The following is a 25,860-nucleotide window of genomic DNA, read 5'->3' as shown; positions in this document are numbered from 1 at the left end:
AGCACCGCGTTCTCAGGCTTGATCAGATCCTGTCGATAGGATGTGACCTGCTGTTCGGCTCGACGGGCAGTTCCCTCTTCCCGCCATCATGGCAGTGATCTAGTGAGGCATGAGTTGTTGTCATCGTCAACGCCCCCGAACGAGGCAGGGTCCAGGCCGTCCCGCTGGGCGGCGGTCCGAGATTCCTACCGCAGTTTCGTCATGCCGAGGGAGGACGGGCTGCCCAATCGTCGAGTCCTGCTCGCCCCTCTGAGCCTGCTGGCAGCGGTGTTCGTGCTACTGGTCATCCTCGGCATCACCGGTTCGTCCACGGGAGTGATGCACGGCCTCGTTAGCAACGACGCCGATTCGGATCTGATCGCAGGCATGCCCGAGCCGATCCGGAGCGACGAGTGGTTCGTGCAGACGACATGGACGATCTCGCAGGTCGAGCAGGGGCTGCCTACCCGCAACGAGACCTTCCCGGGCGGCATGGACGCGACGGTCCAGCATGACCTGCCGACGCGCGACTGGTCGACAGCCCTCCGCCCGCACCTCGTCGGCTTCCTCTTCCTTCCACTCGACCAGGCGATGGCCGTGAAATGGTGGCTCCCGGCATTCGCATTGGTCGCCGCCGCGTTCCTGTTCGCCGTGACGCTCCTCCCTCGACGCCCGATCACCGCCTTGCTCCTGTCTTGCGGCTTCTTCCTCGCGCCATTCTTCCAATGGTGGTTCTTGTCGATCACGCTTTATGCGCCCGCGTGGGCGCTTCTGGTGATGGCGGCGATCGTCTGGTGCGTGAGGTCTCGGCACCGGACGGGGAAATGGGTGCTGGCGGCGCTCGTGGCCTACCTCACCGCGACGATGGGAACGGGAATCTACGTGCCGTTCATCGTCCCCGTCGTGTGGGTGGTCGCTGCCTTCGGCGTCGGATTCGTCCTCATGCCCTCTGTCGACAGACCGCGATTCGTGGACCGTCTGAAGGCGGTGGTCCCGGTCTTCATCGCCGGTGCGGCCGGTGTGGCACTCCTCTGCATCTGGCTGGTGACCCGTTGGGACACGATCGTGGGCTTCACGAGCACGGTCTATCCCGGGGAAAGACTCCAGCCGGTCGGTGGGGGTGGCGGGTACGAGCTCGCGGCTTTGTTCAGTGGTCCCTTCTCGCCGATCATCGGACCGTCCGGCGGCGTGCCATGGGGCATGAACAGCTCCGAATCGGCGACATTCGTACTTCCCGGTCTCTTCCTGCTCGTGCCGCTCATCTGGATCGCTCTTCGCCGCTTCCGAAGAGGCGAGGGGGTCGATTGGCTCACCGTATGCCTCTCCGTCGTCGCCGTGGTGTTCCTGGCATACATGTTCCTGCCCGGGTGGGACCCGGTCTCGCACCTGCTCCTGCTGGATCGAACAACCTATGGCCGGGTGAGGCTCGGATTCGGACTTCTCAGCCTCGTCCTCGTCGTGGTCGCCGGCACCCGACTCGCCGATGAGCGCGGTCGGGGCGGCGGTCTTCGGCTGCCTGCCGCGGTCGCGACGATACTCGCCGCCGCGAGCGTCGGGGTCGCCGCTCTCATCGGCGCTTCCGGCGACTTCAGCTTCCGGGACTTCGCCGCGGCGAATCCATTGGTCGCGGGGGCCACGGTCCTGTGCGTCGCTCTGTTCGTCGCGAGCGTGTGGCTGTTCGCGACCAACCGGATCGCTGTCGGGGCGGGGCTCGTGCTCGTGCTGTCGCTGCTGTCCACGGCGGGTGTCAATCCGCTCTACCGTGGTGTGCTCGACCTCCGCGAGACGCATGCGGTGGATGCCATCGAGAAGATCGACGCGACGGAACCGGGGGATTGGGTGGGCATAGCCGACTCTCCGCTGCCGACGATGATGCTCGTTCAAGCCGGGGTCGCCTCCTACAACGGTTTCCAGAGCGCACCGTCGCCGGAGATGTGGGAGGAGATCGATCCGACGAACAGCAGTGAGAAGAACTGGAACAGGCTGGCGAACGTCTCGTGGGTGGTAGGCGACGGAGATCCCGATCCCCGCAACCCGGCACCGGATCAGATCCAGTTGACCTTCGATTCCTGCAGTGCGTTCGCGCAGGCGAACGTGGAGTACGTGATCGCCGAGAGCGACATCTCGCAGGACTGCGTCCGTCTGGTGACCACGACGACGGACGGACCGACCAAGATGCGCATCTACGAAGTCGTTCCCGTGTCCTGACGGCGATTCGGACGTCGGCGGAGGAGCCGGCGTCCGAATCCGCTCAGTCCAGGAAGCCGGCCCTCCGGCAGATATCCTCCGCGATGACCAGGGCACTCGTGGCCGCCGGTGAAGGTGCATTCAGCACGTGCACCTGCTGAGGGGCGATCTCGAACAGGAAGTCATCGACGAGTTTGCCGTCCTTCGTGATCGCCTGCGCGCGGATACCGGCGGGGGACGAGGTCAGGTCACGGGCTTCGATACCGGGGACGAGGACCGACAGACTCTGCGCGAACATCCGTCGGGAGAACGAGCGCAGGACCTCTTTCACGCCGACCGGGATGTTGTGAGAGGCCATGCGGAGGAACCCGGGGTAGGTGATGTCGCCGATCGCCTCGGGAATGTTCAGTTTCGCCCAGCTGTAGCTCTCTCGTCCGAGTGCGGTGACCGCGTTCGGACCCGCATGGCGACTGCCGTCGATCATCTTCGTCAGGTGGACGCCGAGGAACGGGAGGTCGGGGTCCGGAACCGGGTAGATCAGTCCCCGAACGAGGTGTTCCTTCTCGGCCGAGAGGTGGAAGTACTCACCGCGGAAGGGCACGATGCGTGCCGAGGGGCGCAGCCCCGCGAGTCGCGCGACCTTGTCGCTGTGCAGACCGGCGCAGTTGATTAGGAAGTCTGCACGTGTCGTGCCCTTAGTGTGCTCGACGACGACGTGCCCGTTCTCATTGCGGATCGCTGTGGCCTGGGCTCCGAGGATCATCTCTGCGCCGTGCTCGGCCGCCATCTCCGCGAGACGTCGGCTCACGGCGGCGTAGTCGATGATTCCCGTCGTCTCGACGCGAAGTGCGGCCACACAGGCGACGTGCGGCTCGTACTCGTGCGCCTCCGCGGCCGTGAGCCAGCGGGTGGGGACGCCGTTCGCCTGGGCGCGCCGCTCCAGCTCCTTGAGGTTCGGCAACTCGGACTCATTCGTCGCGACGATGAGCTTGCCCGTGAACTCGTGTGGGATGCCGTGCTCGACCGCGAACCTCCGCATGCTCGCGTTGCCCTGGACGCACATCTTCGCCTTCAGGGAACCCGGCTTGTAGTACGGTCCCGCATGAATGACGCCGGAATTGCGGCCCGTCTGGTGCAAGGCCCACGCCTCTTCCTTCTCGAGGACCACGACGCGCTGTCCCGAGCGTGCCGCGCGCTCCGCAACGGCGAGGCCGACGATGCCGCCGCCGATGATGACGACACTGGTTCCTGGCACGGTAAATCTCCTTGACGACAACAAGCGGGTAGGATGGCGGTGGCGATTCTGGTGCCCGCACCACGTTTCGATCCTACGGCTCCGAGTGCCGTGAACTCTCCGAACCCCACTTCAAGCGAAAGGTGAACGATGGCGCACACCGTCGCTCTCGGCGAACCGACTGTCGGACCAGAAGAGCTCGCGGCGGTTCAGCGCGTGTTCGATTCGGGATGGCTTTCCGGAGCAGGACCGACGTGCCGTGAGTTCGAAGGGCGCTTCGCGGAAGCGGTCGGCACCGCGCACGCACTCGCCACGAGCAACTGCGGATCTGCGCTCCACCTCGGGCTCGATGCCCTCGGCGTCAAGCCGGGGGATGAGGTCATCGTCGGCGACTACACCTTCCCTGCCACCGGACACTCCGTCATGTGGACGGGGGCGAAGCCGGTGTTCGCGGACATCCGTCCTGACATCTGGTCGGTGGATCCGGCGGCAGTCGAGGCGTCGATCACCGAGCGCACCGTGGGCATCCTCGCCGTCGACGTGTTCGGTCAGCCTGCGGATTACGACGAACTTCGCGCCATCGCCGACAAGCACGGCTTGTTCCTCATGGAGGACGCGGCCTGTTCTGCCGGAGCCTCCTACAAGGGGCGGCCCGCGGGAAGCCTTGCGGACGTGGCGACCTTCAGCTTCCACGGGCGAAAGGGCATCACGGCCGGCGAAGGCGGAGCCCTCGTCACCGACCGTTCAGACCTCGCCGAGCGCGCACGAAAGCTCCACACCTACGGCATCGCGCCCGCCCTGTCGCGCGAGGGGAGCTCGGACCTCCCGATCCCGTCCTTCGACGAAGCGGGCTACAACTACCGTCTCTCCGACATCTCCGCGGGGATCATGCTCGCGCAGCTCGATCGGCTTCCTGGGCTCGTGGCTCGCCGCGGCGAGATCGCCGCCGCCTACGCGGAGCGTCTTCGTGGCCTCGAGGGAGTCACCGCTCCGGTCGCCCTGGACGACCGCACTCACCCGTGGCAGTCGTACGTGGTGACGCTCGATGCTGATATCGATCGGGGGCTCGTCGCCGCGCATCTGCGCAACAGCGGTGTGCAGTGCAACTTCGGAACCTACGCATCGCACATCCAGCCTGTGTACGGGTTCGAGGGTTCACTGCCGGTGTCTGCAGACCTTTTCACGCGTCATCTCGCGATCCCGATGCACGCGAATCTGACGTTCGACGACGTGGATCGTGTCGTTGAGGTCCTTGCCGAAGCCATCCCGCTCGCGCGTTGACGCGGGCTGTTTCCACTTACCAAAGGAGTATCGATTCAATGAGTGACAAGAAGGTCTTCGTCGTCGGAGGCGCCGGGTTCATCGGGCTTCACGTGGTCCAGCGACTGCTCGACGAGGGATGGACCGTTCGCATCTTCGACAACATGTGGCGCGGTGACCGCGACGCAGCGAACGAACTCACGAAGACGGGCCGTGTTGACGTCATCGATCAGGACATCCGCAACGGCGCAGCCGTTCGGAACGCCATGGAGGGATATGACTACGTCATCAACCTCGCCGCGGACTCCATCAACAAGTCTGTCGCTGATCCGTACGCTTCGTTCGACACCAACGTCGTCGGCATGCACAACGTGATCGCCTCCGCATCCGAGCTCGGCGCGAAGCGCATCGTGATCGCGTCCAGCGCATCGGTGTACGGCGACCCGGAGAAGCTCCCGATGCACGAGGATGACCGCCTCAACCCCCTCACGCCGTACTGCATCGGTAAGCGCACTGCCGAGGACATGCTCGGTTACTACCAGCGTCAGACGAATCTCCCGTGGATCGCGCTGCGCTTCTTCAACGTGTACGGCGAGGGACAGAAGACGACGGCCTACTACACGTCGGTCATCAACCACTTCGTCAACCGCCTCAAGAACGGTGAGGCACCGGTCATCGACGGCGAAGGCAAGCAGTCCATGGACTTCATCCATGTCAAGGACATCGCCCGTGCTGTGGTGCTCGCCCTCACCTCGGAGAAGGCCAACGTTCCGGTCAATGTCGGAACCGGAATCGATACGACGGTCGCCGACCTCGCGCGCATCCTGATCGCCGCGGTCGGAGCTGACGTGGAGCCGCAGTTCAATCCGCGTCCGGTGCTCGTCTCGCGTCGTGCGGCAGACACGACGCGCGCGAAGGACGTGCTCGGGTTCGAAGCCGAGATCGACGTCGTGTCGGGCATGACCCGACTCGTGCAGAACTCCTGACGCGGGTTCACCCTACGAGATGGGGGCGCGATGGCCACGCCGTCGCGCCCCCAGTTCGTTCATTCGGCGCAGAGGAGCGACCATGACCAGCCTTCCGGACAACCCCTACAATCCAAATGCCTGGATCATCGGCGAGCCGCGCATCGGTGCGGGCACCTGGATCGGCGCATTCACGCTCATCGACGGGTCGGGCGGACTGTCGATCGGCGAAGGATGCGATATCTCCTCCGGAGTGCACATCTACACCCATTCGAGCGCGAAGCGCTGCGTTTCGGGTCGCGCGTACGATCAGGTCGACCGGCAGCCCGTGGCCATTGGCGACCGCGTGTTCATCGGCGCGAACGCCGTGATCAACATGGGCGTCACGATCGGTGATGAGGCGGTGATCGGTGCCGGTGCAGTGGTCACGGGGCCCGTCGCTGCGCGGAGCATCGTCGCGGGCGTACCTGCGCGGGTGATCGGTACTGTCGACTTGTCCGAGCCTGCAGATCCGAGCTTCGAGCCTGTCACGAAATCCCGTTCAGATCGCGCCTGACACCGTACCGAGACCGGTGAGCACGGCGATGACGGCGAGCAGCATCGCGAACCAGCGGTTGCGTATCATCAGCAGTGCGAGCATCGCGAGCAGCGGTGTGAACGCGCTGGAGTAGCGATCGACGATCGGGAAGTCGAACCCGAAGTTCATCCAGTTCATGATCCGCAACGCCGGCGGATACACGATGATGGTCGCGAGGGTCCCGAGGGCGACGAGATTCACCGAGGCGTCGAAGGCGGTCGGTGCCCAGCCCCGGGCACCAGTGACCTGCGCGCGCGGCAGGAGAGCGTCGACGGTGCTGAACTTGTACCATCGCTGGAGCAGCAGTGCGACGACGATGCCACCGAAGATGAGCGTTCCGATCCAGATGGGCGCTCCTTCGGAGAAGGCGTGCGCGAGCCGCCCGATGAAGCTCTCAGGCTGGCTCTTTATCCCGTGAGTCTCTCGCCAGGGCGTGTGCAGCAGAGAGAGCTCCAGAGTCGCCCCGACCAGAATGTCCTTCTTGCCGCTGGGGGGGAGGAAGCCATACAGCGCTTCGTTCGACACCGTTGCTCTCGCAGCGATGAATCGACCCCAGGCGATGATCGGCAGCAGGACCAGCGCTGAGAGGGTTCCCAGTTGCCACCATCGTGGGTGCCACTCCAGCTCGCGGAAGAACGCGGCTCGCTTCCAGATGAGTGCGACGAGCATTGCGAGGCCGAAGCCACCAGCCGGCAGCACGACGGTGACTGCGATGGACGACGCGAACGCCACGGAGAGCGCGAACCAGACGAAGCCCCTGCCTCGCCGCATCCATAGCAGCCCGGTACCCCCGATCAGTGCCCCTGCGAGTACGGATGTCGACGTCGGGTTCACGATCGTGCCGGCGAAGACGACCATCGAGGTCGCGATCGGCACAGCGGTGACGGCGATCAACCGGGCACCCCGCAAGCCGAGCAGCCAGCCGAAGACGGCGGTCGCCACGACACCGAGGAAAAGCGTGAGGGCGCTGAAGACGCGAAAGCCCTGGAGGAGATCCTCGGAGCCGGTGATTGCGCCGAAGATCTTCTGGAACCCCGCCGCTGCGAAGAAGTAGGTGGGATAGTGCCCGTAGCCTGTGCTGTACTTACCCGATGGAATAGCGTCGGGCGTGACTCTGGGGTCGCCGCACGGGTAGGGGATGTCTCCTCCTTCGTGCCCGACGCCGCAAGCCCACTCATCCAGGAGTTCCTGGCCGAGAAGCATGCCCCGGTAGGGCAACTCGCCCTGCCCCGCCTTGACCGCCGTGTCGAAGTGGATGTGCTCGTCGATGACGGAGAGCGGATGTCCGTCCTGCGCGATGGTGAACAGCCCCGCCCCGAAAAGCGAGATGAACAACGAGAGAACTACGAGGGGGATCGCCCTCCGCGCCGCCACGACGCCTCTTCTCGGGAGATCCTTACCCACGGCCTGCGAGAAGGGCAGCGATCACCATGTGCGCGGGAGCGATCGAGCTTCGCTCGGCGTCGGCGTCGGCGTCTCCGTTCACGAGGTCGACGAAGTGGTCGAACTGCGCCGCGAGCGGCTCTCGCGAGGTCACGAGTTCGGGAATGTCGATCGTTGTCTGCTGGCGGTAACCCCGTCCGTCCACGTCTACGGCATCTGCTGAGACATGCCGGTAGACGGTGACGTCGCGACGAAGGAGGTCGATCTCCACCAGACGATCGAGTTCGTGGATCAGCAGGCTCCGTTCCTTGCGCTGGCCGATACGGCTTGCTGACAACTGTGCGACCTGACCTCCGCTGAACCCGAGCGTAGCCGTCGCGACATCCTCCGCGCCGGACTCGGAGTCCGGGTGGAAGTAGCCGAGGCTTCCCTCGATCTTGGTGGGTTCTCCACCCAGCAGGCTGATCGCCAGGTCGGCGTCGTGGATGAGGAGATCCCATGCGACACCGGTTCGAATGCGCGGGGCGTAGGGGGAGTGGCGCACGGAGGTGACGTGCAACGGTTCGTTGATCAGGTGGCGAGCGGTGAGAACAGCGGGATTGAACCGCTCGAGCAGACCGCACAAGATCGGCACGCCGGCGGCTTCCGAGAGAGCGAGGATTTCCTGCGTGCGCTCGTAGCCGTTGACGACCGGTTTCTCGACGAGGAGGGGCTTGCCTGCAGCCAGGACCTGTCGGGCGAGGGCGTCGTGCGACTCGGTGGACGCGGCGACGATCACAGCATCAATGTCGTCGAGGTCGCCCAGCTCGGGTGCCCACTCGGAGTCGTACTTCGTTGCGACTGCCTCGCCGACGGAGCGTCGGCCGTCGATCACTCGCGCCAACGAGGCCCGATCGGAGGAGGCGACGACGCGGGCGTGATACGACCCCATCGTGCCGGCTCCGACGAGTGCAATACGAGGCTGGCTCATGACTCTCCTTCAGCGACGGTGCGGACTGTTGCGATGATGGTGTCGAGCTGCTCGCGTGTCAGGTGATTGTGCACGGGGAGTGAGACGACCTGGGCCGCGAGCATCTCCGCGACCGGCGTCGGCTCGATCACCACATCGGGGCGGTTGCGGTATGCGTCGTAGTCGAACACGAGTCTCGGGTAGTACACGCCCGCGCCGATTCCCGCGTCGTTCATTCGCTCGACGAACTCGTCTCGCGTCACCGCAGCGTCGGGAGTGACACGAATCGTGTACTGGTGCCACACGTGTCGGCGACCGGGAAGCTCTCCAGGGGTGATGACCCCCTTGACGTCGGCGAGACCGGCGCTGAGGTACGCGGCATTGTCGCTGCGCGTCTCGACGATGCCGTCGTAGCGATCGAGCTGCGGCAGCACCAGTGCCGCCTGGAGGTCGGTCAGACGATAGTTCTGGCCGAGCATGGCGTAGTCGTAGCGGGCGCGCATCCCCTGGTTGCGGAGGATGCGCAGGCGGTCGGCGAGTTCGTCATCGTTCGTGGTGACCATCCCGCCTTCGCCGGTGGTCAGGTTCTTCGTCGCGTAGAAGGAGAACGAGCCGATGTCGTAGCTGCCGGCCGCCTGGTCGCCGAGCTTGCTTCCGTGGGCCTGTGCTGCGTCCTCGAGGATTCGGAGGCCGCGGTCTCTCGCGATGCCGGAGATGGCTTCCATCTCGGCGATCTGGCCGAAGATGTGGACGGGCATGATCACCTTGGTGCGGTCGCTCAGGCGCGACTCGATCGAGGCAGCCGTGATGTTGAAGTCTTCCTCGGAGATGTCCGCGAAGCGTGCGGTCGCGCCGGCCTCAAGGATCGCGTTCAGTGTCGCCGCGAAGGTGAAGGGGCTCGTGATGACCTCGTCGCCGGGCTCGAGGTCGAGGCACTGCAGGGATGCGATGAGCGAAGTAGTGCCGTTGTTCACCGCGATCGCGTGTCGAACGCCCGTGAGTTCGGCGAAGCGCTTCTCGAACTCCGCGACGAGCGGACCCTGGGCGACTCGACCGGAGCGGAGGACCTCGAGCACGAGACGCTCTTCCTCGGCTCCGAACTCGACGACGGTGATTGGTATCATGAGACCTACTCATCTGGATGAACGTGAACCAGACCAGCATAACGTCGAGTGACCGTGCCCCCAGTTCACACGGCGGAAGCCCATATGTCCGGCGTCACCGCCTTGCTTGCAAAGAAAGAGGGAATCCTCATCGCTGAATCCCGCAGCGCCCGCTCCTGGGTGCTTCTGATCCTGCGCTATGTGCTGCTGGCACTGGTCCTCGGGTTTGCTGCGTACTATCTCATCTCGCAGTGGGACGAGGTCTCGGCCGCCATCAAGCTGATCGCCTGGCAGTCTGCTGTTCTGTCGTTCCTGCTCGTGCTCGCAGGCCTCGCGCTCGGCACGATCAGTTGGATCGCCATCCTGAACGGTCTCGGTGAGGACAGGGTGCCATTTCTTCGAGCGGCCCAGATCCTCCTGGTCGGACAACTCGGGAAGTACGTGCCGGGATCGGTGTGGTCGTACGTCATGCAGATGGAACTCGGGCGCCAGTACAACGTCTCGAGGCCGCGCGTGCTCATCACCGCTCTCTACTCTGCGGGCGTCGGCGTGGTGGCCTCCCTCATCCTCGGCGCGCTGGCCGTTCCGCTGCTCTCCCAGGAGCAGCCCGAGTTGCTGTGGTTGTTCGCACTGCTTCCGGTCGGGCTGATCTGCCTGCATCCCGCAGTGATGACCTGGTTAGCTTCCCTCGTTCTGAAACTGTTCCGGCGACCGCCGCTCGATCATCGGGTCAAGGTGTCGACGGTGCTCATCGCCCTCAGCACCTCCATCGGGTCGTACATCTGCTACGGCTTGCATCTGACATTGCTGGTCAACTCCCTGGCGGATCCCGACCCGCAGACCGTGGTGTTGTTGACGGGTGCGATGGCGATCGGGTTCTCGCTCAGCCTGTTCGCCTTCATCCTTCCGTCGGGGATCGGGGTGCGCGAGGCCGTGCTCGTCGCAGCGATGGCGACGATCGTCACCGTCCCGCAGGCGGCCGCCGTGAGCGCCGTGTCGCGGATGATGTTCACCGTCGGCGACGTGGCAGCGGCCGGGGTCGCGGTGCTCTTCGTCATCATCATGCGCCGTCGACTACGTGACGAAGGGTCGATCAGCACCCTCGACCTGAGCGGGGAGCACGAAGCTCCCTCACATGAGCACCCTGCAGCGCCTGTGCGCGGCGAGGATGACGCAGCCGTGAAGAAGGATTCCTCCTCGTGAACACGATCCATCCGAGCGCACATGTTTCCCGCGGGGTCGAACTCGGCAGCGGAAACGTCGTCGGGCCCGGGGTCGTCATCCATCCCGGGGTGCGCCTCGGCGACGACAACTGGATCGGTGCGGGTGTCGTCCTCGGCGCACCGCCGGAGGTCAGATCGTTCGCCCATCCTCGCGACGAGGAGGATTCGTACGGAGCTGGCCTTCTGATCGGGTCGCAGAACGTCATCCGCGAGGCGGCGCAGGTCCATCAGGGTTCCCAGCGACCGACCGAGATCGGCGACGGCGCCTTCATCATGAACCAGGTGTACGTCGCGCATGACGGCAACATCGGGAACGGCGTGACGCTCGCGTCCAGCGTGTTGCTCGCAGGTCACGTCACGGTCGGCGAGCGGGCGAACCTCGGTCTGGGCGTGGCGGTTCATCAGTTCCGCACCGTGGGCGTGGGAGCGATGGTGGGAATGGGTTCGGTCGTGACCGCCGATGTTCCCGCCTTCGCCAAGGTCTACGGCGTGCCCGCGCGGGTCGTGGGTGCGAACGTGGTCGGCATGCAGCGTTCAGGCATCGCGAACGCTGATGCCGAGGATCTCGATCGCCGCTATCGGGACGGCACAGCATTCGACGATGTCCTGTCCCGGCTGCTCGGCTGACGCGGCGCTCGCTGTCTGACCCTCACACTTCGATCAAGACTGGGAAACTGACGTGTCTACATTGGATCTCCTCGTAGTCGGTTCGGGCTTCTTCGGCCTCACCGTCGCGGAACGCGCTGCCGAGGCCGGCCGTCAGGTGACGGTCATCGACAGGCGTCCTCACATCGGTGGCAACGCCTACAGCGAGGCAGAGCCCGAGACAGGGATCGAGGTCCACCGCTACGGAGCGCACCTCTTCCACACGTCGAATCCGACGGTGTGGGAGTACGTCAACCGCTTCACCTCATTCACGAACTACGTGCATCGCGTCTACAGCACGCACAAGGGCACGGTCTTCCCGATGCCGGTGAACCTCGGCACGATCAATCAATTCTTCCAATCCGCGTACACACCCGATCAGGCTCGTGCATTGATAAGGGAGCAGGCAGGCGAATTCGATGTGAAGACGGCTGCCAATTTCGAAGAGAAGGGCATCGCGCTCGTCGGGCGCCCGCTGTTCGAGGCGTTCTTCCGCGACTACACCGCGAAGCAGTGGCAGACCGATCCTCAGAAGCTCTCCGGCGACATCGTCAGCCGCCTCCCCGTGCGCTACACCTACGACAACCGCTACTTCAACGACACTTGGGAGGGGCTGCCTACGAACGGCTACACGGCGTGGCTCGAGCGGATGGCCGATCACCCGAACATCGACGTGCAGTTGGAGGTCGACTTCTTCGACGAGTCGCAGCCGTTCAACAAGAGGGCCACGGTCGGACAGGTGCCCATCGTGTACACGGGGCCCGTCGACCGCTACTTCGGTTATGCGGAGGGTGCTCTGAGCTGGCGGACCCTCGACTTCGAGCAGGAAGTCCTCGACGTCGGCGACTTCCAGGGCACCAGTGTGATGAACTACCCCGATATGGATGTGCCGTATACCCGAATCCACGAGTTCAAGCACTTCCATCCGGAGCGCAAGGACGTCTACGACTCCGACCGAACGGTGATCATGCGCGAGTTCTCGCGCTTCGCGAGCCGTGACGACGAGCCGTACTACCCGGTGAACACGGCGGCTGACAGGGGCGGCCTCCTGGCGTACCGTGAGCTCGCCAAGGGCGAGACGGGTGTCCACTTCGGCGGACGCCTCGGCACCTACCAGTACCTCGACATGCACATGGCCATCGGCTCGGCGCTGTCGATGTGGAACAACAGTCTCTCGTAGACTCGACATCGTGAGTCACGCTGCTGTCGGGGCGCCCGGGACGCCCCGGCGATATCTGCATTCGTTGTGGCTGCTGTCGTCCCGTGACCTGAAGGTCCGCTACTCGACCAGCCTCCTCGGGTATCTGTGGTCGGTGCTGGATCCGCTCGTGATGAGTGCGATCTACTGGTTCGTGTTCACACAGGTGTTCAACCGCGACGTCGGCGAAGAGCCCTACATCATCTTCCTGATCAGCGCGCTGCTCCCGTGGGTGTGGTTTAACGCTTCGGTGTCCGACTTCACCCGTGCGTTCAAGAAGGACGCCCGGCTGGTGCGCTCCACCGCCATCCCGCGCTCGATCTGGGTGAATCGGATCGTGCTCAGCAAGGGCATCGAGTACTTGTTCTCGCTGCCGGTACTGGTGCTCTTCATCGTCGTGAACCTGTTCGTCGAGCTGGATCCGGGGCGAACCGTGCACGTCGGCTGGGGCATCCTGTGGATGCCGGTGGCGATGATTCTGCAGACCGTTCTCCTCGTCGGGTTGGGCCTGCTCATTGCCCCGCTCTGCGTGCTCTTCGTCGACCTCGAACGCACGACGGCACTGGTTCTGCGCGCGATGTTCTATGCGACACCGATCATCTACAACGTCACCGATCTTCCCGGCATCTTCCAGACGCTCGGGGCATTCAACCCTCTTGCGGGAATCATGATGCTCTATCGCATGCCTTTCTTCCCTGATCAATGGAACCCGTTCACCCTGACCATCAGCGTCGTCATGAGTCTGTTGATCCTCGGACTGGGCATCTGGACATTCCGGAGCCTGGAACGACCCGTCCTGAAGGAGCTGTGATGGGCGCGGCCATCGAAGTGCGGGGGCTCGGCGTCCACTTCCGTCGCAACAGGCGCGGCAGCCGCAGCTTCAAGGATCTCTTCGCCGGTGCTTCTCGGCGTTCGCGCCCGGGTGAGTTCTGGGCACTCCGCGACGTGACGTTCTCGGTCGAACCGGGGGAGTCGATCGGTGTCGTCGGGCGCAACGGTCAGGGGAAGTCCACTCTCCTCCGTCTGGTCGCGAAGGTGCTTCTGCCGGACGAGGGCACGGTCGAGGTGAACGGCGGAGTGGCTCCGCTCATCGAGATCACCGGGGGGTTCGTCGGAGATCTCACGGTTCGGGAGAACGTGCGTCTGACCTCGGGTCTGCACGGGATGTCACGCGAAGAGGTGAGTCGACGCTATGACGGCATCATCGAGTTCGCCGAGCTCGCTGGATTCGAGGACACGCCTTACAAGCATCTCTCCAACGGGATGAAGGTCCGACTCGCCTTCGCCGTCGTCTCGCAGCTCGACGAGCCCATCCTGCTCGTCGACGAGGTGCTGGCGGTGGGCGACAAGGCTTTCCGTGAGAAGTGCTACACGCGCATCGACGAGTTGCTGGCAGACGGGCGCACGCTTTTCTTCGTGAGCCACAACGAGCGCGACCTCCGGAGGTTCTGCACTCGGGGACTCTACCTCGACAAGGGTGCGCTCGTCCTCGACGCCTCGATCGGCGAAGTCCTCGACATGTACAACGCGGACCACTCGGGGTGAGATGTCCCCAGCCGGAGTCTTGTTAGGCTGGTCAGCTGTGCGCGGATTCCCGCGGTCGCACGTATCGAAATGGACTGGGCATGAGAATTGCAGTCGTAAACAACTTCTTCCCGCCTCGCCCTGGTGGCTCGGCGCATCTCGCTCAGCACCTTGCGAAGAAGTATGCAGCAGCCGGGCACGAGGTCCTCGTGCTCACCGCGACATACGGCGAGGCGCCGCGGGAAGAGACGAAGGACGGGATAAGGATCGTGCGGATTCCCGCCTGGACCCTGCCCAAGACGCGGTTCGCCGCGAACTTCGACATCGGGTTCGTCTCTTCCCCGAGCGCGAAGCGTCGTGTATTCGAACTGCTCGATGCGTTCGCGCCCGACGTCGTCCACCAGCACGGGCAGTTCTTCGACCTCACCTGGCTCAGTGGATGGTGGGCGAGAAAGCGACGTGTGCCCACCCTCCTGAGCATTCACACCCGGCTGGAAAGCCCGTTGAGCAAGTTCAACTCGTTCGTCTACGGGGTCGCCGACCGGATGCTCGTCGCTCCTCTCATGCGGGTCCATCGGCCGAAGCTCGTGGTGATGGACATCCTGATGGATCGCTACATCGACAAGCGGTACGCGCGCTGTATCAGTGGAAAGGTGAACATTCCGGTGGGCATCGATCCCGCCGTCATGCGAGGCGGGGATGCCTCCGTCGCGATCGCGAAGCTGGGGCAGCCGGGCAAACGCATCATCGTCTCGATCGGACACGTGATTCCGCAACGGAGCCGCATCGCGCTCGTTCGCGCTCTGCCGCAGATCCTCGTCGAGCACCCCGACACCCTGGTCGTGGTCGTCGGCGGGGTCTACCACGATGAGTTCCTGAAGATCGCGGCTGAGCTCGATGTCGAGCACGCCGTCGTCGCGCTGGGCGCTCTGCCTCAGGCAGAGGTGCCCGACTATCTCGCTGCGGCGGAGATCGAAGTCCACGAACTCGAAGGTGGTGGGTTCGGGACAGCGAGCCTCGAAGCGCTCGCATCCGGTATCCCCGTGATCGCGGCGATCGAGCCGGACAACTTCCTCGATCTCGTCGTGGAGAGCGGGCGAGAACTGTTCATCGTTCCGCCCGTGAGTTCGAAGGATCCCGGAGCCGATCCCGTGGCGCTGGCCGCTCTGATCAATCAGATTCTCGACAACCCCGAAGCGACGCGCGAGGCCGTGTCGATGAATGCTCGGGCGTTCATCGACCAGAACTTCACCATCGATGCCGTCGCCGGGCGCCACCTCGAGGTCTTGAAGGAGCTCGCGGAGGAACTGATTCAGACGGGTTCACGCTCGAACCGCGCCGGGTAGGCCGGACAGCCGGCGTGAACGTGGTTGCCGTGCCGACAGCAACCACGTCTGCCCGCTAAGAGCGGGCGACCACCCGCGCGGGGTTGCCGAGGACCTGGTCGCCGGCAGATACCTCGCGAAAGACCACGCTCCCGATTCCGATACGTGCACCCGCGCCGACCCGGACCCGGTCGATGAGCGTCGCGTTGGGGCCGACCCAGACGTCATCTCCGACTGCTGTGCTTCCTGCCAGGACCGCACCCGCGGCAACGAACACGCGTTCCCCGAGCTGGCTGCCGTGGGCGATCATCACGTTGCAATCGATGCGACAGTCTGCGCCGAGGCGAGTGTGGCGACGAGAGAAGCCACGTCCCACAACCGTGAGCGACCCGATCTCGGACCCTTCGCCGATGACCGTCTCCCCGTCGTGGACGACGCTCAACACGCCGCGGCTCGTTCGCTTGTGCTCGAATCCGCTGGTGCCGATCACTGCGCCCGCCCTGATCACGGCGTTGGCGCCGATCCGGGCCGACCGCAGAACGGTCGCGTTGGCCTCGATGATCACGTTCGCGCCGATCTCGACGCCGATGGGGTCGACGAACGCTGTCGGATGGATCGAGGCGCTGTCCGCGATGACACTGGGTTCCGTCTCGAGCGTCGAGGTCAGCGCGACCTGATTGTGCAGTGAGTAGAACGCCCAACGGGGATCGTCGGTGACGACGATCACCACGTCGTGAAGAACCGCCCGTGCATCCGTCTCCAGCGGCGTCGCGACCAGGAGGACGCGGAGGGCAGGGTTGGCTGCGGCCTCCGGCAGGAAGCGGGCGTCGTCGATGAAGCTGAGAATCGACCGACCGGGATCCGTGCCTGCCATATCCAGCCCGGCAACTTCGAATGGCTCTGCGGCTTCTATGTCGGTAGCGCGGCGGAGGTCGTCGTGAGTGATCATCTAAGTGATTCTATTCGGCCCTCGACGCCTCTCTGAGAGTCCCGAGGGATATACTTTGTGTCGTGCGTCGAGAAGTTCGATGCCTGAGAGGAGTCAGCCGTCGTGATGTCATCTGCGGAACTTAAGTCGCTCATCGATGAGGCGCTCGGCGGTGTGCAGCCCGACGGTGCTCCCAGCGATCGTCTCTGGGACTCCCTCGACCAGCTCGAGATCACCACGCACCTCCACGACCACCTCGGCGACGGCGTGAGCGACATCGACGCGCTCGCCTCGTTCAAGGATTTCGACGAGCTCGCGGGCATCCTCAGGACAGAGGGCTTCATTGAGTAAGCTCTGGGTCTACGGGCCTTCGACCGCGCTTGGTTCCGAGAGGATCGATGTCGCCGAGCTTCTCGAACAGTACGGCCCGGTGCGCCCTGACTTCATGGACAAGACCGGGTTCCACACGTTGTACGCCACACCGGACGACGTCTCGGCCATGGATCTTGCCGTCGAGTCGATCGAGAAGATCGACGATGGTTGGTGGCGGGACGCGGTCGACGGACTCGTGCATGTCTCGTCGACGAGTGTCTTGACGGCCCCGGGCAACGCACATCTCCTTCAGGCGCGGCTCGATCTCAAGAAGGAGACGTTCGTCCTCGACATCAATGACGCGTGCACCGGATTCGTCCGCGCACTGGCCGTCGTCGACGCGATTATCGCCGCGGGGCTCGCGCGTACCGTGCTTCTTGTCGCCGCTGACACCTACACGAAGCTCTACGACCCGTCGGAGCTCAAAGTCTCGCCGTTGTTCTCGGACGGAGCAAGCGTGCTCATCGTGAGCGGCGCGCCTCTGTCCAACGTTCCGGACGGTGTCGTCGCACACGAGTGGGAGATCATCGCTTCGACATTCCGATCCGAGGGAGGCCACGCAGCGGACCTCTGCATCACACCTGATGCGCTCCGCGAGTCGGGGCATCTCACGATGAATGGTGGAGCGGTCTACACGTTCGTGCTGCGCAACATCGCCGAGGTCGTCCAGGACCTGACCGACCAGGCCGGTTCGCTCGATGATGTCTCGTGGTATGTGCATCAGGGATCGAGAACTGTGGTCACCGCCGTCGAGAAGGTCCTGAACGCAGAGCAAGGCAGTCTCTTCCGCTCCGCAGGCTACGGCAACGTGGTTCAGAGCTCCATCCCGTTCCAGCTTGCGGACGCTTCGGGTGATGAGTCGATGATCGGATTCCTCGGGTTCGGAGTTGGGCTGACCATTGCGGGTGCCGTCGTCAGGCAGCGCCGCATCTGAGGTTCCTGCGCGACCCACGCGCACGATTCATCGAACCGGGGATCGGCCCGCGTTCGACGAACCGTGCGCGTGGGTCTCTTCGTTCACCTCAGCGTGCGTCTGTGAGTCGTTTCGACTCGGCCAGGCTCCACAGCGTCGTGAACTCCGCATCGAGCGTGTTCTTGGCCTCCAGCATCGACTGGATGAAAGTGCGCGCCCCAGGGGCCGTGCCTCTGAACTCGGCGGCGTCAGCTTCCGTCACGTTGCGCATGTTGCCCAGGGCGGCTTTGAGGCGCTCATACGGGCCGACGCTCGCGCTGTTGAGAGCGAAGTGGATCGGGTGGACATCGATGATCGTAATCTCATCCGACGTACCGCGATCCGTGATGAAGCGGGGCCCGTCCCAGCGGGGTTCCTCAGCGAAGAACTCGAGGTCGTCTTCCCAGACGTAAGCGAATCGAGTCAGGCTGCGTCCATGGTCCAGAGGCAGCGTCGAAGGAGAAACCCCGCTGAGGTCTCGCAGGTAGACGCTTGCGTCGACACTGATGGGGCTCGCGTCCACGACCGTCTGCAGGATCGGGGTCGATTGCACGAGGCAATGGGTCCTCATCGTGCGCGCTTCGGGGGCGAAGCGAAGACACTCGCTGATGACCTCCTCGGGGCTCTCGCCGTGGCTGGAGCCCGGGAGGAAGTTTGGGTGAACGCCGATCTCGACGAGTGTCGGGTGCTCACGCAGAACGTCGAGCATCGGAGATTCATGCGTGACGAACCACGTCGACGGTGTCTCAGCCTCCACGAGTACATCCAGTAACTGTTTCATCGCCCAATCGGGTGCCCAATCGACATCGACGGTGAGTACGACGTTGTGCATTATTGCCCTTCCGTATTGTTCTTCCGCTCACAGACCCAGGAGGGACTGAAGTTCGTGGGCGGAGGCTCGGGCTGCGGCGACAGCCGCCTTCGTCTCGTTTCCGGCAGAGGCGGCCGTGCGCAGATCTGACAGCGTCTGACCGTAGGCGGTGACGCCATCGCGCCACATCTGGTCGATCGAGGCCGGCGGTCGCGCATCCGACAAGCGCTGCGCATCCATCTGGAGGCTGTCGATCACCGACACCGCATCCTGCGCATCTGAGCTGGAAACGATATCGAGACCGCGATCGGCGGCGCCTAGCCATCCGCCCACCTGAGCACGGAAATTCTCAAGGCTCGGGTCGGTCGGCGCGGGGGGAGTGATCTCCGGCGTGCGCGTGGGAGAGCTCGACGGTGTGGTCGTCGATGACGGGTCCGGCGATGCCGTCGCCGCTGGGCTGGGAGATCCGCTGACTCCAGGCGTCGGGCTCTCGCCGCGCGGGAGAAGGAGGATCAGCAGAATGGCGAGGACCGCCAGCCCGGCGATCGCGAGGCCGACGATCAGCCAGATTCGGCCCCTGTTCCTCGGCTTCGGTTCGATCGGTGCCCACCGGAGCTCGGGGGACGGCTCACTCATGAGGCGTCTTCCAGCGCGGGCATGGGCTTCCAGGAGCGGTCGCGGCTGATCTTGCGGCCTTCCTTGAGCCCGCGGAACAGGTTGCTCGTGCCGCGGACGGTGCGCTCGACGAAGAAGAGGCGGATGAGCTCCTTCGCGAAGGTCATCCCGGTGCCGAGTCCGAACAGCACGGGGTTGTAGTTGTCGTGCGCGCGGTAGTAGTGCTTGATGTAGGCGCGATTGCGCATGATGTAGAAGCGGTAGGCGTTGCTCGAGGCGTTCATGTGGCGGATGCCCATGTCCCACTGCTTGATCTCGCGTGTGCGGCGCAGCACGAACTCGTCGACGATGACGGCCGTGGTCTTTCGCGAGGCCAGCCACCCGTACATCTGGTCATCCCAGTAGATGAAGAAGCGGTGGTCGGGCAGGCCGATCTGCTTCACGATCGATCGGTGGATGAACATGCCTTCGAAGCAACCGCTGTTCATCTCTTTGAAGCCGGAGTCGTCGAAGCCCGAGGGAGCGAAGGGGATCGGGATGCCCATGCGCTCCGCGATGCGGTACTGCCAGTAGAACTCGCTGCCGTCGTAGTCGTAGCGGCGACCCTGGATGCTCTTGAAACGAGGGGCCCACTTGCCCATCTTCGCGAGACCGTCCGGAACGACCTCGACATCGTCGTCCATCATCCAGATCCACTCGGAGCCGAGCTCATACGCGGTGCGCATGCCTTCGCTGAACCCGCCGGAGCCTCCCGTGTTGGTCTCCAAGCGGCGATACACCACCTCGGTGTCGATGGTGTCGCGGAAGGATTCGACCACGTCGGTCGTGTCGTCGGAGGAGGCATTGTCGATGATCACGACGCGCCCGGGTTTCGGGTCCATCGCCGTGATGCTGGTGAGAAGTCCGGTGAGCAGATGCGATCTGTTGAAGGTGACGACGACGATCGTCGCCGCTTTCGGATCGAATGCAGCGGGCGCCGCGGTCATACCTTCTCCTCGAAGATCGATGGCAGTTCAGGGGGCTGAGGGCTCCGTCACCACGTGTCACCGTCGGGGACGATGCGGGACATGACGAGCAGTGAGTAGCCTACCGTCCGCTCCCTCGGGATCAGCGGAGAGGCTCACCTCGGCCGCAGAGAGACGATGGTTAGACTGGCTGCGATGAAGGTACTGATCACCGGCGGCGCCGGATACATCGGATCCACTGTCGCCACCGCGTGCATCGAGGCGGGGATGCAAGTGGTCATCCTCGACGACCTGTCCACGGGCCTTCGAGCGTTCTGTGAGGGGCGCGATCTCTATGAGGGCGACATCGCCGACCCGGAGATCCTCACCCGTCTCCTTTCGGATCACCCCGACATCGATGCTGTCGTCCACTGCGCGGCCCGCATCGTGGTGGCCGAATCGGTAACCGACCCCCTCGGCTACTACGACACCAACGTGGGCAGGACCATCGTGCTGCTCCAGCGACTCCGTGACGCGGGTATCTCCCGCATCGTGTTCAGCTCGTCGGCGGCGGTGTACGCGGGGGAGAGCGGTCAGGGCGCCGACGAGAACAGCCCCCTCGCACCGTCCAGCCCCTACGCCACGACAAAGGCCATGGTCGAGCAGATCTTGAAGGACGCGGCGACGAACGACGACTTCCGCGCGATCGCTCTCCGCTACTTCAATCCGATCGGAGCCGATCCGCAGATGCGTACCGGCCTGCAGAACCCCCTGCCCTCGCACGCGCTGGGGAAGATCATGCGGGCCCGCGCGACCGGCGAGCCGTTCTCGATCACGGGCACCGACTGGCCCACCCGCGACGGCTCAGGGCTGCGCGACTACATCCATGTCTGGGACCTCGCGCTCGCGCACGTGGCCGCTGTCAAGAGGTTCGACGACGTCTCCACACCCGATGAGCCCTACCAGGTGATCAATATCGGTACAGGGGAGGGCGTGACCGTCCGCGAGCTCGTGGCGGCGTTCGAGCGCGTCACCGGTGAGCCCCTTCCCACGATCGACATCGATCGCCGCCCCGGAGACCAGGCGGGCGCCTTCGCGATCGTCGATCGCGCGGCGGATGTCCTGGACTGGCGTGCGGAGCGCTCTGTGGACGATGGCGTGCGCGACGCGATCACCTGGGCGGCGAAGCTTCCCTCGGTGCGCTGACGACGCTCTCCGGCTACTCCTGCGGACGCAGCGTCGGGATGGCGCCCGTATGCGCCGCATCGATGTTCTCGCGCCACGACCGCGATTGCCCGGCACGTAGGGCGCACAGCACGAGCATGAACCACCCGGCGCCGACGAGCGTGAAGCTCTCGAACATCGAGTCGACCGCCAGGGTCACGAGCATGATCGGGGTCCACGCGTAGACGACCGATCGTCGTGTGCTCGCCACGAGCCAGGAGCGGATCAGGGCGACACCGCCCAGGAGCAGGAACACCACCAGGCCCGCGGCGCCGAGTTGCAGGAGCACGTCGAAGAACGCGTTGAGCGCGCTCTGGTGGCGATCGTCGAGCTGGAAGTTGATGTAGGTGAACGGGTATTCGCCGCGAGCCCAGTCACCGAACCAGCCCCAGCCCTGGATCGGCTTCACCGCGACGAAGTCCAGGATGGTGTTCCACAGCGAGGCGCGGAGCGAGAAGTCGGATCCGGCGTCGAGCAGGGCGATGATCTGGTGGCGCAGCGCGAAGCCGGCAGCGAGAGCGAGGGTGACCACGACCCCGAGCATCCATTGCACGATCGTCCGTCGTTCCGGAGGCGCATGCCGGACGATCGTGAGCGCCACCGTGACGACGCCCACGGCACCGGCGAGCACCAGGACGGTCGGAGAGGAGGAGAGCACCGCCAGGAACCCCGCCAGCCCTATTGAGATCACGGCGAGTGGTGCGTTCACCGATTGCGTCCGCCACTCGATCACGAACGTGATCAGTGCGATCACCGCGATGAACCCGAGCATGTTGCGACTGCCGAACAGCCCCTGGATCGGGCCGCCCGCCGCGAGGTCGCCCTGCACGCCGAGGAATGTGAACGGCAGGTCGAGAAGCACGCCCGACAGGATCTCCACGGCGAGCGAGGCGGCGAGGAGCACCCGCAGCGTGTCTCCGATCGCCCGCACGGTCTGGAGGGTGTCCCGGATGTGTCCGATCGTGATCGCCAGGAACGCATAGCCGAACAGGGACATCCAGCCGAAGATCGTATCGGACTTGTCCGTGCTCCAGAAGACGCTCACGAGGGCCCACGCGAGGAATGCGAGCAGCGACGACGGCGCGATGCGCAGAAGGGAGAGCTCGTCCCTGCGCACCCACAGGATCGCCGCGCCGAGCAGGCACAGCGCCGCGATGATCGTCGCCAGCGTGACGGCTGACGTCATCTGCCGGATCGCGTACGATCCGAACACCGCGGTCAGGGCAGCGAGCGTGAACGCACGAGCCAGCTCCACCGATCCGAGCAGGCGGACCATCGGGCGCGCCGGCGTCACGGCACCCGCCGCTGCCGAGCGCCGCGTTCGAACAGGAGGTCGCGCTCGCCGACGCCGACCAGCGGCACCGACTTGAGCTTGAACGACAGGAGCACCAGGAGCATCCACCCCCACAGCATGATCGGGGTGGACTCGGAGAAGCCCTGCACCAGCAGCACCACCGTGAACAGGCTGGGAAGCAGGGTCAGCGGGGAGAACGGTCGTGCGCCGTCGAGATCCCAGCGGGGACGGTCGACGGCGAAGAACCAGGAGCGCCACAGCAGCGTGCCGTACGCGACCGCCATGAGCACAACGCCGACGACACCGAGCTGGAGCAGGACGTCCAACCACATGTTGTGCGCGTGGAACACGGTGATGCCGTGGTCGGTGATCCACTCGTCGAAAGCGGGGTCCGTCGGGATCCAGGGGCTCGAGAAGCCGTTGCCGAAGATCGGGTGCTCGCCGGCGCGCTGCAGCACCTTGGTCCAGATCTTGTCCGAACGGCCGGTCAGATCGGCGCTGCGGCCGAGGAGACCGAGCAGCGGCTCGCGCAGCAGCCAGACGCCCAGGGCCGCGATCGCCGCGCCGCCGATGGCCACGATGTAGATGCGCGTGCGTGCGCCGGGGGTGCGGGCGCGGCGCATCAGGAGTGCGACGACGAGGACCACCGCGACGGCGGCTGCGCACACCATCGCGGTGGCCGATGCCGTACGGAACAGGAAGTACGCCGCGAGGAGCATCCACAGGGCGAGCGTCGTGCGCCACCGCGCTCTGGCGGCGAACAGCACTCCGAATGTGATGATCGCGAAGAGCGAGATGATCGCCAGGAGATTCGCGTTTCCGACGATGCCCTGGATCCTGCCCCCGTCGAACAGGTTGTCGCGCACCCAGTACCACTGCGGATCGATCTTTCCGTCCGGGAGTTCGAGGAAGTTCGGCAGCAGCGGTCCATGAAGCACCAGAGAGACCCAGAGCTCGATCGCCAGGGAGAGGCCGAGGATCCACTTGAACGCGGAGGAGAGAGCGCGGACGATCTCATGCCAGGTGAGCACGTGGGCGATGAAGAGAGCGTTGACCGTGACGGACGCGAGCAGGACCCAGGTGATGAGCGTCGGCCCGCGCCACTGCGACCAGGCCACGGATACGAGCGCGAGGGTCGTGTAGCCGAGCGCGGTCCAGGGCAGGCGACGCCAGCGGAAAGGCTGCGGGCGATTGCGGGCGAGCATCGGAACGCCGATGCCGAGCGTCGCCAGCGTGAAGACGGCGAGCGTGATCGCGGCGCCCTCCGGCCCGAGCAGGTTGTAGACGGCAGAGTGGGCGAAGGTGACGAATAGCACGATGATCGCATACCCGCGCAGCAGGAGATGCCCCGTCGACTCGCGCTCCGGCGCGGTGGGCGGGGCAGACACCGGATGCTTCGTGTACTGGGCCATCGCGTTCAGGCTACCGCCCCGCGCTCCCGACGTCGCTGAACGCGGCGACGCGGCTCTACGCTGGTGGCATGCTGCTGAGCCTCACCAACACGCCCCGTGATTACGCCTGGGGATCGGACTCCCTCCTCGCCGGACTCGAGGGACGCACACCGACCGGCGCTCCGGAGGCGGAGGTCTGGTTCGGCGATCACCCCGGTGACCCCGCCGACGTCGCCGGTGGTGGCACACTCGATCAGGTCACGGGAGGCACGCTTCCCTACCTCCTCAAGCTGCTCGCGGCGGGACGCCCGCTCTCGATCCAGGTGCATCCGACGATCGAGCAGGCGCGCGCGGGGTGGGCGCGGGAGAGCGGTCTCGACGCCGACGACCCGCAGCGCAACTATCGGGATGACAACCACAAACCCGAACTCCTGGTGGCGCTCAGCGATCGGTTCGAGTCGCTGAGCGGACTGCGTCCCGTCCCCGACACGCTCTCTCTGCTCGAGGCGCTCGATGACAGCCGTGGGGTCCGACAGCTGCGCGCACGTCTGCGCGCCGAGGGCGACGCCCTCCGCGACGCGATCGCCTGGCTGCTCGGCGGTGAGGCGGACGACGAGGTCGACGAGATCATCGGCGCGATCGTCACGGCCGCGGCTCGGGGCGAGGCGGGGGAGTGGAGCACGACGCTCCGCGCTATCGCCGACGTCGCGGAGACGTACCCGGGGGACCCGGGGGTCGTCGTGGCGCTGCTCATGAACCATGTGGTGCTCGCGCGTGGAGAAGGCGTGTTCCTGCGCGCCGGTCTGCTGCACGCCTATCTCTCCGGGCTCGGCGTCGAGATCATGGCCGCGAGCGACAACGTGCTCCGCGGGGGCCTCACGCCGAAGCGCATCGATGTGCCCGAGCTCCTGGCCATCCTCGACACCACTCCCGGGGAGGTGCCGGTGCTGCGCGCAGAGAGCGCGGGGCCGGTCACGCCGTATCCCGTTCCGGTATCCGACTTCGCCCTCGAGCGCGTCGTGGTCGACGGAGCCGTCCTCACCCTCGACGTCTCCGGGCCGACGATGGTGCTCGCCACCGCGGGCGACGTCACCGTCTCTTCGGCCTCCGGGGACGAACTCGTGCTCGCGGTCGGCACGGTCGCCTTCGCCGACGCGGACGAGGCGACCGTCACGCTCTCGGGCGTGGGCGAGGTCTTCATCGCTGGTCCAGGGCGATGATCCCCGCGGCCGATCACCGCATCCCGACACGCCGGTGATGGTCCATGAACCTTCAAGAGTCGCTTGAGGGTTTACGATCCGCGACTTGACCGGAGCGAATGACACGGGTGTAATTAGTCATGCGCACGGCCCGCCGGGGGGCGGAGACAGGGTTGGAGATCGAGATGACGGGTTACCGTTCAGACGTACCGGAGAACTGGTTCGTCGATCCGATCAACCTCGGTGTTCCCGGGGTTCGACGCACCGATGCCGGCGATGACGACAACGCTCTCGCCTGGCAGAGCGACGCTCTCTGCTCGCAGACCGACCCGGAGGCGTTCTTCCCCGAGAAGGGTGGATCGACGAGGGACGCCAAGCGGATCTGCACGTCGTGCGACGTCCGCGGGGAGTGCCTGGAATACGCTCTCAACAACGATGAGCGGTTCGGCATCTGGGGTGGCCTGTCCGAGCGCGAGCGCCGGAAGCTCAAGCGCCGCGCGAGCTGAACGGACCCGCATCGGCGCGAGAGCGACGATGCCACCGGCTTCGCGGGCGCGCCGTATCCGGTGCGTCGACGT

25 protein-coding genes are annotated in these 25,860 nt (G+C 65.1%); 15 read left to right on the top strand and 10 right to left on the bottom strand.

Annotation, left to right across the window (positions count from 1 at the left end):
- The first annotated feature begins 201 nt into the window (after positions 1-201).
- Positions 202-2,187: a hypothetical protein gene (locus GLO27_RS09105; protein WP_021199805.1), complete on the top strand. Its 1,986-nt coding sequence runs from the start codon at positions 202-204 to the stop codon at positions 2,185-2,187.
- Positions 2,188-2,230: 43 nt separating this feature from the next.
- On the opposite strand, the gene lhgO is transcribed toward GLO27_RS09105, so the two are convergent.
- On the bottom strand, positions 2,231-3,421 hold the full coding sequence (gene lhgO, locus GLO27_RS09100) for an L-2-hydroxyglutarate oxidase (RefSeq protein WP_021199806.1): 1,191 nt from the start codon (positions 3,419-3,421) through the stop codon (positions 2,231-2,233).
- Between the two features lie 129 nt (positions 3,422-3,550).
- On the opposite strand from lhgO, the gene GLO27_RS09095 reads away from it, so the two are divergent.
- The 3 genes from GLO27_RS09095 to GLO27_RS09085 all read left to right on the top strand — a co-directional run bounded on the left by GLO27_RS09095 (position 3,551) and on the right by GLO27_RS09085 (position 6,181).
- Positions 3,551-4,681, top strand: a complete 1,131-nt coding sequence (locus tag GLO27_RS09095) for a DegT/DnrJ/EryC1/StrS family aminotransferase (protein ID WP_021199807.1) — start codon at positions 3,551-3,553, stop codon at positions 4,679-4,681.
- Positions 4,682-4,719: 38 nt separating this feature from the next.
- On the top strand, positions 4,720-5,646 hold the full coding sequence (locus GLO27_RS09090) for an NAD-dependent epimerase/dehydratase family protein (RefSeq protein ID WP_021199808.1): 927 nt from the start codon (positions 4,720-4,722) through the stop codon (positions 5,644-5,646).
- Positions 5,647-5,728: 82 nt separating this feature from the next.
- Positions 5,729-6,181 (top strand): acyltransferase, encoded by a 453-nt coding sequence (locus GLO27_RS09085; protein WP_021199809.1) that lies wholly within the window; start codon positions 5,729-5,731, stop codon positions 6,179-6,181.
- Here the strand turns inward: GLO27_RS09085 and GLO27_RS09080 are convergent.
- Genes GLO27_RS09080 through GLO27_RS09070 form a run of 3 tightly spaced genes read right to left on the bottom strand, consistent with a single transcriptional unit; the run spans position 6,167 to position 9,658 of the window.
- Positions 6,167-7,576 carry a hypothetical protein gene (locus GLO27_RS09080; RefSeq protein ID WP_021199810.1) on the bottom strand — a complete coding sequence of 470 codons (1,410 nt, stop codon included), beginning with the start codon at positions 7,574-7,576 and terminating at the stop codon, positions 6,167-6,169. The two genes, GLO27_RS09085 and GLO27_RS09080, sit on opposite strands and share 15 nt — an antisense overlap.
- A gap of 22 nt (positions 7,577-7,598) precedes the next feature.
- Positions 7,599-8,555, bottom strand: a complete 957-nt coding sequence (locus tag GLO27_RS09075) for a Gfo/Idh/MocA family oxidoreductase (protein ID WP_021199811.1) — start codon at positions 8,553-8,555, stop codon at positions 7,599-7,601.
- Complete coding sequence (locus GLO27_RS09070) at positions 8,552-9,658, bottom strand: DegT/DnrJ/EryC1/StrS family aminotransferase (protein WP_021199812.1); 1,107 nt, start codon at positions 9,656-9,658, stop codon at positions 8,552-8,554. The genes GLO27_RS09075 and GLO27_RS09070 overlap by 4 nt, the downstream gene beginning before the upstream one ends.
- Positions 9,659-9,742: 84 nt before the next feature.
- Here GLO27_RS09070 and GLO27_RS09065 point away from each other — a divergent pair, with 84 nt between their 5' ends.
- The 6 genes from GLO27_RS09065 (at position 9,743) to GLO27_RS09040 (ending at position 15,573) form a co-directional block, all read left to right on the top strand.
- The gene (locus GLO27_RS09065; RefSeq protein ID WP_021199813.1) at positions 9,743-10,840 is read left to right on the top strand and encodes a lysylphosphatidylglycerol synthase domain-containing protein; all 1,098 of its coding nucleotides are present in this window, start codon (positions 9,743-9,745) and stop codon (positions 10,838-10,840) included.
- Complete coding sequence (locus tag GLO27_RS20250) at positions 10,837-11,487, top strand: hypothetical protein (protein WP_021199814.1); 651 nt, start codon at positions 10,837-10,839, stop codon at positions 11,485-11,487. Before GLO27_RS09065 ends, GLO27_RS20250 begins: the two co-directional genes overlap by 4 nt.
- 61 nt (positions 11,488-11,548) lie before the next feature.
- Positions 11,549-12,685, top strand: a complete 1,137-nt coding sequence (glf, locus tag GLO27_RS09055) for a UDP-galactopyranose mutase (RefSeq protein WP_167254782.1) — start codon at positions 11,549-11,551, stop codon at positions 12,683-12,685.
- A gap of 10 nt (positions 12,686-12,695) precedes the next feature.
- Positions 12,696-13,514, top strand: a complete 819-nt coding sequence (locus GLO27_RS09050; RefSeq protein ID WP_031207347.1) for an ABC transporter permease — start codon at positions 12,696-12,698, stop codon at positions 13,512-13,514.
- The gene (locus GLO27_RS09045) at positions 13,514-14,248 is read left to right on the top strand and encodes an ABC transporter ATP-binding protein (RefSeq protein ID WP_021199817.1); all 735 of its coding nucleotides are present in this window, start codon (positions 13,514-13,516) and stop codon (positions 14,246-14,248) included. Before GLO27_RS09050 ends, GLO27_RS09045 begins: the two co-directional genes overlap by 1 nt.
- Positions 14,249-14,328: 80 nt before the next feature.
- Positions 14,329-15,573, top strand: coding sequence for a glycosyltransferase family 4 protein (locus GLO27_RS09040; protein ID WP_167254480.1), 1,245 nt, complete (start codon positions 14,329-14,331; stop codon positions 15,571-15,573).
- A gap of 55 nt (positions 15,574-15,628) precedes the next feature.
- Here GLO27_RS09040 and GLO27_RS09035 read toward each other — a convergent pair whose 3' ends face one another.
- Positions 15,629-16,501: a hypothetical protein gene (locus tag GLO27_RS09035; protein ID WP_152525883.1), complete on the bottom strand. Its 873-nt coding sequence runs from the start codon at positions 16,499-16,501 to the stop codon at positions 15,629-15,631.
- A 102-nt stretch (positions 16,502-16,603) separates the two neighbouring features.
- On the opposite strand from GLO27_RS09035, the gene GLO27_RS09030 reads away from it, so the two are divergent.
- Positions 16,604-16,831, top strand: coding sequence for a hypothetical protein (locus GLO27_RS09030; protein WP_152525884.1), 228 nt, complete (start codon positions 16,604-16,606; stop codon positions 16,829-16,831).
- Complete coding sequence (locus tag GLO27_RS09025) at positions 16,824-17,786, top strand: 3-oxoacyl-[acyl-carrier-protein] synthase III C-terminal domain-containing protein (protein WP_167254477.1); 963 nt, start codon at positions 16,824-16,826, stop codon at positions 17,784-17,786. Before GLO27_RS09030 ends, GLO27_RS09025 begins: the two co-directional genes overlap by 8 nt.
- Before the next feature lie 88 nt (positions 17,787-17,874).
- Here the strand turns inward: GLO27_RS09025 and GLO27_RS09020 are convergent, their stop codons facing one another.
- From GLO27_RS09020 to GLO27_RS09010, 3 genes are all read right to left on the bottom strand, one after another.
- Positions 17,875-18,561, bottom strand: a complete 687-nt coding sequence (locus GLO27_RS09020) for a hypothetical protein (protein ID WP_208323582.1) — start codon at positions 18,559-18,561, stop codon at positions 17,875-17,877.
- Positions 18,562-18,663: 102 nt separating this feature from the next.
- Positions 18,664-19,251, bottom strand: coding sequence for a hypothetical protein (locus GLO27_RS09015; RefSeq protein ID WP_021199823.1), 588 nt, complete (start codon positions 19,249-19,251; stop codon positions 18,664-18,666).
- Positions 19,248-20,216 (bottom strand): glycosyltransferase family 2 protein, encoded by a 969-nt coding sequence (locus GLO27_RS09010; protein WP_167254473.1) that lies wholly within the window; start codon positions 20,214-20,216, stop codon positions 19,248-19,250. The genes GLO27_RS09015 and GLO27_RS09010 overlap by 4 nt, the downstream gene beginning before the upstream one ends.
- 174 nt (positions 20,217-20,390) lie before the next feature.
- Here GLO27_RS09010 and galE point away from each other — a divergent pair, with 174 nt between their 5' ends.
- Positions 20,391-21,380: a UDP-glucose 4-epimerase GalE gene (galE, locus tag GLO27_RS09005; protein ID WP_167254471.1), complete on the top strand. Its 990-nt coding sequence runs from the start codon at positions 20,391-20,393 to the stop codon at positions 21,378-21,380.
- 13 nt (positions 21,381-21,393) lie between these two features.
- On the opposite strand, the gene GLO27_RS09000 is transcribed toward galE, so the two are convergent.
- Together GLO27_RS09000 and GLO27_RS08995 are read right to left on the bottom strand one after the other, a co-directional pair.
- Complete coding sequence (locus GLO27_RS09000; RefSeq protein WP_208323581.1) at positions 21,394-22,674, bottom strand: O-antigen ligase family protein; 1,281 nt, start codon at positions 22,672-22,674, stop codon at positions 21,394-21,396.
- A 14-nt stretch (positions 22,675-22,688) separates the two neighbouring features.
- The gene (locus GLO27_RS08995; protein ID WP_021199827.1) at positions 22,689-24,104 is read right to left on the bottom strand and encodes an O-antigen ligase family protein; all 1,416 of its coding nucleotides are present in this window, start codon (positions 24,102-24,104) and stop codon (positions 22,689-22,691) included.
- Positions 24,105-24,172: 68 nt separating this feature from the next.
- On the opposite strand from GLO27_RS08995, the gene manA reads away from it, so the two are divergent.
- Both manA and GLO27_RS08985 read left to right on the top strand, forming a co-directional pair.
- Complete coding sequence (gene manA, locus GLO27_RS08990; RefSeq protein ID WP_167254469.1) at positions 24,173-25,303, top strand: mannose-6-phosphate isomerase, class I; 1,131 nt, start codon at positions 24,173-24,175, stop codon at positions 25,301-25,303.
- A 164-nt stretch (positions 25,304-25,467) separates the two neighbouring features.
- Positions 25,468-25,788 carry a WhiB family transcriptional regulator gene (locus GLO27_RS08985; protein ID WP_081859749.1) on the top strand — a complete coding sequence of 107 codons (321 nt, stop codon included), beginning with the start codon at positions 25,468-25,470 and terminating at the stop codon, positions 25,786-25,788.
- The last annotated feature ends 72 nt before the right edge of the window (positions 25,789-25,860 follow it).

Origin of the sequence: Microbacterium sp. Be9 (genome assembly GCF_011754135.1) — a bacterium.
GTDB lineage: Bacteria > Actinomycetota > Actinomycetes > Actinomycetales > Microbacteriaceae > Microbacterium > Microbacterium maritypicum_A.
The sequence above is the reverse complement of the archived record's forward strand: the minus strand, read 5'-3'. Positions and strand labels throughout refer to the sequence as shown.